Annotated in this window: 9 protein-coding genes; all 9 read left to right on the forward strand. The window is 46.8% G+C overall.

All coding sequences use genetic code 11. From position 1 onward, the window contains the following. A partial coding sequence (locus JKY90_01375) for a hypothetical protein (GenBank protein MBL4850919.1) occupies window positions 1-306 on the forward strand: 306 nt, incomplete at its 5' end. A 258-nt stretch (window positions 307-564) separates the two neighbouring features. Continuing rightward, complete coding sequence (gene miaA, locus JKY90_01380) at window positions 565-1,500, forward strand: tRNA (adenosine(37)-N6)-dimethylallyltransferase MiaA (protein MBL4850920.1); 936 nt, start codon at window positions 565-567, stop codon at window positions 1,498-1,500. Window positions 1,501-1,698: 198 nt separating this feature from the next. Beyond that, window positions 1,699-1,947, forward strand: a complete 249-nt coding sequence (gene hfq, locus JKY90_01385) for an RNA chaperone Hfq (protein MBL4850921.1) — start codon at window positions 1,699-1,701, stop codon at window positions 1,945-1,947. Between the two features lie 229 nt (window positions 1,948-2,176). Further along, window positions 2,177-3,358 carry a GTPase HflX gene (hflX, locus tag JKY90_01390; protein ID MBL4850922.1) on the forward strand — a complete coding sequence of 394 codons (1,182 nt, stop codon included), beginning with the start codon at window positions 2,177-2,179 and terminating at the stop codon, window positions 3,356-3,358. Between the two features lie 35 nt (window positions 3,359-3,393). Further along, a complete protein-coding gene (gene hflK / locus JKY90_01395; protein MBL4850923.1) occupies window positions 3,394-4,587 on the forward strand; it encodes an FtsH protease activity modulator HflK in 1,194 nt (397 codons plus the stop codon). Then, complete coding sequence (gene hflC / locus JKY90_01400) at window positions 4,587-5,453, forward strand: protease modulator HflC (GenBank protein ID MBL4850924.1); 867 nt, start codon at window positions 4,587-4,589, stop codon at window positions 5,451-5,453. The genes hflK and hflC overlap by 1 nt, the downstream gene beginning before the upstream one ends. Window positions 5,454-5,565: 112 nt before the next feature. Further along, window positions 5,566-5,751, forward strand: a complete 186-nt coding sequence (locus JKY90_01405; protein MBL4850925.1) for a DUF2065 domain-containing protein — start codon at window positions 5,566-5,568, stop codon at window positions 5,749-5,751. A 53-nt stretch (window positions 5,752-5,804) separates the two neighbouring features. Beyond that, a complete protein-coding gene (locus JKY90_01410; protein ID MBL4850926.1) occupies window positions 5,805-7,004 on the forward strand; it encodes an ATP phosphoribosyltransferase regulatory subunit in 1,200 nt (399 codons plus the stop codon). 47 nt (window positions 7,005-7,051) lie between these two features. Next, on the forward strand, window positions 7,052-8,064 hold a 1,013-nt coding region (locus JKY90_01415; protein MBL4850927.1), incomplete at its 3' end, for an adenylosuccinate synthase.

The following is an 8,064-nucleotide window of genomic DNA, read 5'->3' on the forward strand; positions in this document are numbered from 1 at the left end:
GAAATTGCGTCAGCGATACGTATGGTTGCAAAAGGTGAGCTTTACTTTAGTGCGAAAATAGCACAAGCGATGGCAGTAAATTTCGCCACTCCTGGCAAGTCACTTTTTGATGGGTTATCACAACGTGAATGGCAAATTATGACCATGCTCGCGCGTGGCGAGAAGGTGCAGCATATTGCTGACAGTTTATATCTGAGCCCAAAAACGGTGAGTACGTATCGTTATCGTTTAATGGAAAAATTAAAGGTGAACACGGATGTTGAGTTGGCACATTTGGCTATTCGTCATGGCGTGGTTGAGGCTTGATATGCTAGTCCGCATTTCTCGCCAGGGGGCGAGATGATCGCGCAGAGATTTACCCCTCAAGGGGGTGCCGAGGTGATTTATAGTGAATTTTCTGAGGCAGCGGAATGCGGGCTAGGTCAATGCTGTGTGGTATAGATAATCTGTTGAGTTAGGGTTGTTGTAAGATATTGTAGATTTTCAGCAATATTATTTCTTGTTTCAGACTTGCAAAGGTATTTCGTCAGGTTTGATTGTATCAACAAATCCTTAAATATTTTTATGGCCAGTTCTCCACCCGTAATATTCCTGATGGGGCCAACCGCTGTGGGTAAAACTGCTGTTGCGGTAGAGCTTGTTAAGCGCCTGCCCTTAGAAATCATTAGTGTTGATTCTGCATTGGTTTATCGCGGCATGGATATTGGCACGGCCAAACCAGATCGTCAGACGTTGGACCAAGCGCCGCATCGTTTAATTGATATTTGTCAGCCAGAGGAGATCTACTCTGCCGCTCGTTTTCGTCAAGATGCCTTGGCGCATATTACGGATATTCATAAGCGACAGTGCATACCGTTACTCGTTGGCGGCGGCATGCTCTATTTTAAAGCGCTGGAAGAAGGGCTTTCATGGTTACCAGCCGCAGATGCAAAGGTTCGAGCTCGGTTAGAGCAAGAGGCGCAAGACATTGGTTGGTCACAAATGCATGTGCGCTTACAAAGTGTCGACCCCGTAGCGGCTAAGAGAATTCATCCGAACGATCCACAACGTATTCAACGTGCGCTCGAAGTTTATGAAATCACCGGCAGCCCGATGTCTGTGCTGCAAGATAAAAAAATAGCGCAGCCATTGAACTATCCTTTACATAAGTTTGTCCTTTCTATAGATGACCGCGCCTTATTGCATCAGCGTATAGAACAGCGTTTTGACATGATGTTAGCGCAAGGCTTTATCGATGAAGTACGCCGCATGCGAGAAAGGCAAGGGTTGCATACAGCACTGCCAGCAGTTCGAGCAGTAGGATACCGGCAAGTGTGGGAGCATCTCGATGGCAATTACGATGCAGCGGAAATGCGTCAGCGTGGCATCGTCGCGACGAGACGCTACGCAAAGCGCCAAATGACCTGGTTACGCAGCCAAAAAAACGTATCGGTGTTTGATGCGCTAAGTAGTACGTTAGTTGAGGATTTGACGCAGGAAATAGCACGGTTATTACAGTAGATGTACGCTTTAATTTGTGCGCAAGTTTCATTTCTCTGTGGTAGGATTAAAAATGGTAGTAGCTGAGGCTTGGCAGGATGTCGAAAGTGTCCTCTTTAAGCATAAGACGTTGGCTAGGCGGAGCGGTGTATCGTAATAAACGGCGCCTGGCATTTGATGTTCTTGTGAAAATAATAATCAATTATAAGGAGGGCAACCATGGCAAAAGGACAATCACTGCAAGACCCTTATCTCAACACATTGCGCAAGGAACGTGTGCCGGTGTCAATTTATCTTGTTAACGGTATTAAGCTACAGGGGCAAATTGAGTCCTTTGATCAGTTTGTTGTTTTGCTCAAAAGCACAGTGAGTCAAATGGTTTATAAGCATGCAATTTCCACTGTTGTGCCGGCACGTAATGTCAAACTGCCGATACAAGAGGACAGCGGCAATAGCGTTGACGAATAAGGCATATTGCGCTTGAGGCTAATTTGGGAACCTCTGATCAATTCATGGAACACGATCTTGCCGACTGAAATATCCCAGCTCTGCGTTATACCCCAAGGGCACTTCCTGCGGGGCGCGAATCTTGCTAATAGCACCACTATTGGCCGCAATTCGTGCCTTGATCTGGCCCCTTATATAACAGGGTTCAGCCGACAATCTCGTTGTCCCAGAATTAATCAGAGGTTCCCTTGTGTTTGACCGTCCACGCTCGAATGAGCGCGCTGTTTTAGTCAACATTCGATTTTCATCCTATGCGGATGATCAAGTTATCGAAGAATTTATTGAGCTGGTGCGTGCCGCTGGTGCAGTGCCCGTTGCGCGCGTTAGCGGCAAAAGAAGACGGCCTGATGCCAAACACTATGTCGGTAGTGGCAAGGCAGAAGAGATACGTCAGCTAGCAATCGATAATGATGCCCAACTGGTTATTTTTAACCACAGTTTAAGCCCTGGGCAAGAGCGTAATCTTGAAAAACTATTGAATTGCCGCGTACTTGATCGTACAGGTTTAATTCTCGATATTTTTGCGCAACGGGCAAACTCATTTGAGGGTAAATTACAAGTCGAGTTAGCGCAGCTGCGCCACCTTTCTACTCGCCTAGTTCGTGGCTGGACTCACCTTGAACGCCAAAAGGGGGGTATTGGGTTACGTGGCCCGGGTGAAACCCAGTTAGAAACTGACCGTCGCTTAATTGGTAAACGTATTAAGCAACTCAAACAACGTTTAGAAAAAGTCGCGCAACAACGCCAAGGGCGACGTCAAACGCGGCGTAAGCGCAATATACAAACTGTGTCTTTAGTTGGTTATACCAACGCCGGTAAGTCGACGCTATTTAACCGTTTAACGGGCGCAAATGCTTATTGTGCCGATCAGTTGTTCGCTACCTTAGACCCTACTTTGCGTAGAGTATCGATCAAAGGGGGCGAGCACATCGTTTTGGCTGACACAGTTGGTTTTATTAGCAACCTTCCCCATGACTTAGTGGCTGCTTTTAAAGCAACACTTGAAGAGACACGCGAGGCTAATTTACTGCTACACGTGGTTGATGCCACGATAGCGCATCAAGATGATGTTATTGTTGAGGTCGATGCTGTGTTGCAAGAAATCGGTGCTGATGAGGTGCCTATTATCCAGATTTTTAATAAAATTGATTGCCTAGATGATGCAGAACCACGAGTAGAGCGCGATATTAATGGTGTTGTCAGGCGCATCTGGTTGTCTGCGGCAGAAGGGCAAGGCATTGATTTGCTAAGACAAGTGCTACGGGAAGTGTGTTTAGAAGGTGAATCAATCGCCTCCGCTGCCACTCAAACAGTGGAGCGAAATGCCGATGATGACGTAGAAGCCGTAGCTCGTATATACTACAACGCTTAGATTTTTCGCTGTTTTGAACAGAATTGGAGTAATGCATGGCCTGGAATGAGCCTGGTGGTAATAAAGATAATGACCCTTGGGGCGGCGGTGGTAATGGTAAGAACCAGGGCCCACCTGATCTCGACGAAATTGTACGTAAACTGCAAGACAAATTGAGTAGTGTGTTTGGTGGTGGCAGTGGCAGTGGTGGTAGTAATGTCTCTGGCATTGGTGGTGCCAGTGGCAATAAAGGTCCAATTGGCCTAATTATTATTGCGGCGATTTTGTGGTTGATATTTGATAGCTTGCATATTATTGATCAGGCAGAGCGTGGTGTTGTGACACGCTTTGGTGCGTACGTTGCAACGCTTTCGCCAGGTTTGAATGTGCGTATGCCACGGCCTATTGAATATGTGGAGCGCGTCAATGTCGAACAAGTACGTACGGCGGAAATTGGCTATCAGGGCGGTAATACCAGAACTACCGTGCTGAAAGAAGCGCTGATGCTGACCAAAGATGAAGCCATCGTTGAAGTTAAATTTGCCGTGCAATATAAGGTTATTGACGCAAAAAATTACTTATTTAACATTATCGATCCTGATGAAACCTTGGTGCAAGCCACTGAAAGTGCGATTCGTGAAATTGTTGGTAAAAATGAAGCTGATTATGTGTTAACCGAAGGGCGTAGTGAGCTGGCGCAAAACGTGCGTAAATTGGTGCAAGAAATCATTGATCGTTACGACACCGGCTTACTTGTGCTAGAAGCCAATATGCAGGATGCACAGCCACCTGAGCAAGTGCAGGCAGCGTTTGATGATGCCATCAAATCTCGTGAAGATCAGGAACGTTTTATTAATGAAGCGCAAGCCTATTCCAATGATATTCTGCCGAAGGCGCGTGGGCAGGCTGCACGTCAGATCGAAGAAGCTAATGGTTATAAAGAAAGGGTGATTGCCCGCGCCGAGGGTGAGTCGGATCGTTTTACTAAGGTGCTTATAGAGTATGAGCGTGCGCCAGAAATCACTCGTGAGCGGTTATACATTGAGTCGATGGAGTCAGTATTAGCCAATACGAGTAAAATTCTGATTGATTCTAAGAGTAGCAATAACTTGTTATATCTTCCCTTGGATCGTTTAATTGATCAGTCAAGTAATACGGCGCGAGGTGCAAGTTCTTCGTCTGGTCAGATCAACAGCCCGTCATCATCCGGCACACTACGTGACAGTTCACGTTTACGAGGAGCACGCTAATGGATCGTCGTATGTTACCTATCGCGCTACTCGTCATTGTTGTGGTGCTATTGTCACAGTCGGTATTTACTGTATCTGAAACAGAAAATGCTGTGCGTTTTCGTTTGGGTGAGATCGTTGATACCGATTATGAGCCTGGTTTGCACTTCAAAATTCCGTTCGTCAACAACGTGCGTAAGTTTGATAAACGTATTATTACCCTGGATGCGTCACCGGAACAATTTTTGACTGCTGAGAAAAAGAATCTGGTCGTTGATTCTTTTGTTAAATGGCGTATTAAAGATGTTGCTGATTTCTATACGTCGACCGGTGGTGACGTTGGTACGGCAAACTTGCGTTTATCTCAGGTCATTAAAGAGACGCTGAAAAGTGAGTTTGGCCGCCGCACCATTAGAGAGCTTGTGTCGGGAGAGCGTAGCGCAGTGATGGATAGCCTCACGGTTAGGACTAACAAGCAGGCAGCGAGATTTGGTATCGAAGTGATTGATGTGCGGTTAAAGCGCATTGATCTTTCTGATAAAATCAGTGATTCTGTATTTCGACGTATGGAATCTGAACGTTCGCGTATTGCTAAAGATTTTCGCTCAAAAGGTGCTGAAGCAGCAGAACGTATTCAAGCCGATGCCGACCGTCAGAGTGAAATCATCAAAGCAGAGGCTTATCGTGATGCTGAGCAGATTCGAGGTGATGGTGATGCTAAGGCCACGGAGCTTTATGCCAACGCTTATAGCGCCGATGAAGAATTCTACTCATTGTATCGTAGCTTGAACGCCTATAAGACAATCTTTAGTAATAAAGGTGACCTTATGGTGATTGATCCAAGCGCAGACTTCTTCAAGTATTTTAGTCAGTCAAAGCCTGAATAACGGGGTCTTGTACTCCGAGAGCCTGCCCCCCGTGTCAAGCACGGGGCAAGCTCCGTGAAGGCGGGGGCACGTTGTACCATATGGGTGTGGCGTAGCTGCACCCTGAATTATCATGCCAGATGAATTACTTGCTGCCTTTGCGTTGTTTCTCGTCTTTGAGGGTTTGCTACCATTCGCAAGCCCGACGATATTTCGCCAGACGATGAGGCAAATGTCTGAAATGAGCGACAGCGCTTTACGCTTAACCGGGCTCGGCGCAATGGGGTTAGGCGTGGTGTTATTGTACGGTTTTCGTTAACCTTAATTGTTCGTCCGGGCATAAGCTCCCATCCTAATAAATCGAATATAAATATGTCTCAAAACACCCATTGGCTTTTGCCCGAAGGCATTGAAGAGATGCCACCAGCGCAGGCAGCACGTCTGGAGCGTATGCGTCGTCGCCTACTCGATCAATTTCATGGCTGGGGTTATCAGCTCGTTTTAACGCCGTTTATCGAATACGTTGAATCTTTGCTGGTTGGCACCGGTAATGAAACGGATTTACAGACCTTCAAAATCGTCGATCAAAGTAATGGCCGTATGCTCGGCATCCGTGCCGATATGACACCTCAGGTTGCCCGTATCGACGCGTGTCGCCTCAAACAAGATGTGCCAACACGCCTTTGTTATATGGGTACGGTATTGCACACGCGTGCGCAGAATTTCGGTGCTAGCCGCAGCCCCTTACAAATGGGCGCCGAGCTTTATGGTCATGCCGGCGCAGAAAGTGATGTTGAAATCCTCAGCCTTACTGTTGCCACGCTTGAGTGTGCAGGTATTAATGACATTCATATCGACCTCGGTCATGTCGGCATCTACCGCACCTTGATGCGTGAGCTGGGTTTTAGTCAAGAACAAGAAATGGCACTGTTCGATGCGCTACAACGTAAAGATATTTCCGGTATCGATACATTTTTGCAGCAACACAAAATTACTGGCACCCAGCACGACATGCTGGTGGCATTGCCACAGCTTAATGGCGATAGAAATGTGTTAGCGCGTGCGCGAAAAGTATTAGCCGCGGCAGGAGCCGAGGTGAGTAAGGCCATTGATAATCTTGAGCGTATTGCCGATCTTGCCGAAAAGCGCATACCCGATATCCCGCTTAATTTTGATATTGCTGAACTGCGTGGTTATCAATATCAAACAGGCGTAGTGTTTGCTGCCTATGTTCCTGGTTATGGCCAAGAAGTGGCGCGTGGTGGGCGCTATGATGAAATTGGCGCAGCCTTTGGTCGTGCGCGTCCTGCTACCGGTTTCAGCACTGACCTTAAAACCTTATTACAATTAGGCAGCCAATCTGACGGCCAATCTGATGCCGGGGCTTTAGGTATTCTCGTGCCTTTTGTCAGTGATGATAGTGTTTTATTAAGTGAAATTACCGAACTGCGCAGTGCCGGCGAACGTGTTGTCGAATTGTTACCTAACCAGGTTTCAGATCCGATAGCCCAAGCTTGTGATCGCCAACTGATCAAACAAGGAAACGATTGGTCGTTAGTTAAAATTTCCTAAGGCTCTGTCTGGTTTAGAGTAAATCCCTTCAATACATTCGAGTAACTATGAGTAAGAACGTTGTTGTTATCGGTACCCAATGGGGTGACGAGGGTAAAGGTAAGATCGTTGATTTGCTGACTGAGCGTGCAGGAGCCGTTGTTCGCTTTCAGGGTGGGCATAATGCCGGTCATACCTTAGTGATTAGTGGCCATAAAACCGTGCTGCATTTAATCCCTTCCGGTATTTTGCGTGACGACACTTTGTGTTTGATTGGTAACGGTGTCGTGCTGTCACCAGAGGCTCTGCATGAAGAGCTGGCGATGCTTGATGAGCGTGGTGTCGACGCACGATCACGTTTAAAAATCAGTCCGGCTTGCCCATTGATATTGCCTTATCATATTGCCTTAGATAACGCGCGTGAACGTGCACGTGGTGCAACAGCCATTGGTACAACTGGTCGCGGTATTGGCCCTGCTTATGAAGATAAAATTGCCCGCCGAGCAGTGCGTCTGGGTGATTTGTTTCATCGTGAGCGTTTTGCCGCAATGCTTGGTGAGGTTATTGACTACCATAACTTTACCTTAAAGCACTATTACAAAGCCGATACGGTTGATTTCCAAGAAGTGCTAGATGGCGCTTTAAGTTATGTTGAAGAGCTAGAGCCTTTAATAGCAGATGTTACTGAGATCTTGGCTGGTCTCAAACAAAAGCAAACCCCAATAATGTTTGAATGTGCGCAAGGCACTATGCTTGATATAGACCATGGTACCTATCCTTATGTCACCTCCTCGAACACTATCTCAGCAAATGCTGCGACAGGTACAGGTGTTGGTCCTGCTGAATTGCACTATGTGCTGGGTATTACCAAGGCATACACAACGCGTGTTGGCGCAGGCCCGTTTCCAACCGAATTATTTGATGATATGGGTGAGCATTTAGCACGTGTTGGCCATGAGTTTGGTGCCACTACCGGTCGTGCTCGTCGTTGCGGTTGGTTTGATGCCATAGCATTGCGTCACGCAGTGCGTCTTAACAGTGTATCGGGTTTATGTATTACTAAACTTGATGTCTTAGATGA

Source organism: Gammaproteobacteria bacterium, from assembly GCA_016765075.1.
Classification (GTDB): domain Bacteria; phylum Pseudomonadota; class Gammaproteobacteria.

Bases quoted from the DNA above. Each gene is read 5' to 3' on its own strand.
- JKY90_01410 (MBL4850926.1), top strand. From the start codon at position 5,805: ATGTCTCAAAACACCCATTGGCTTTTGCCCGAAGGCATTGAAGAGATG.
- hflK (MBL4850923.1), top strand. From the start codon at position 3,394: ATGGCCTGGAATGAGCCTGGTGGTAATAAAGATAATGACCCTTGGGGC.
- hfq (MBL4850921.1), top strand. From the start codon at position 1,699: ATGGCAAAAGGACAATCACTGCAAGACCCTTATCTCAACACATTGCGC.
- miaA (MBL4850920.1), top strand. From the start codon at position 565: ATGGCCAGTTCTCCACCCGTAATATTCCTGATGGGGCCAACCGCTGTG.
- hflC (MBL4850924.1), top strand. From the start codon at position 4,587: ATGGATCGTCGTATGTTACCTATCGCGCTACTCGTCATTGTTGTGGTG.
- JKY90_01405 (MBL4850925.1), top strand. From the start codon at position 5,566: ATGCCAGATGAATTACTTGCTGCCTTTGCGTTGTTTCTCGTCTTTGAG.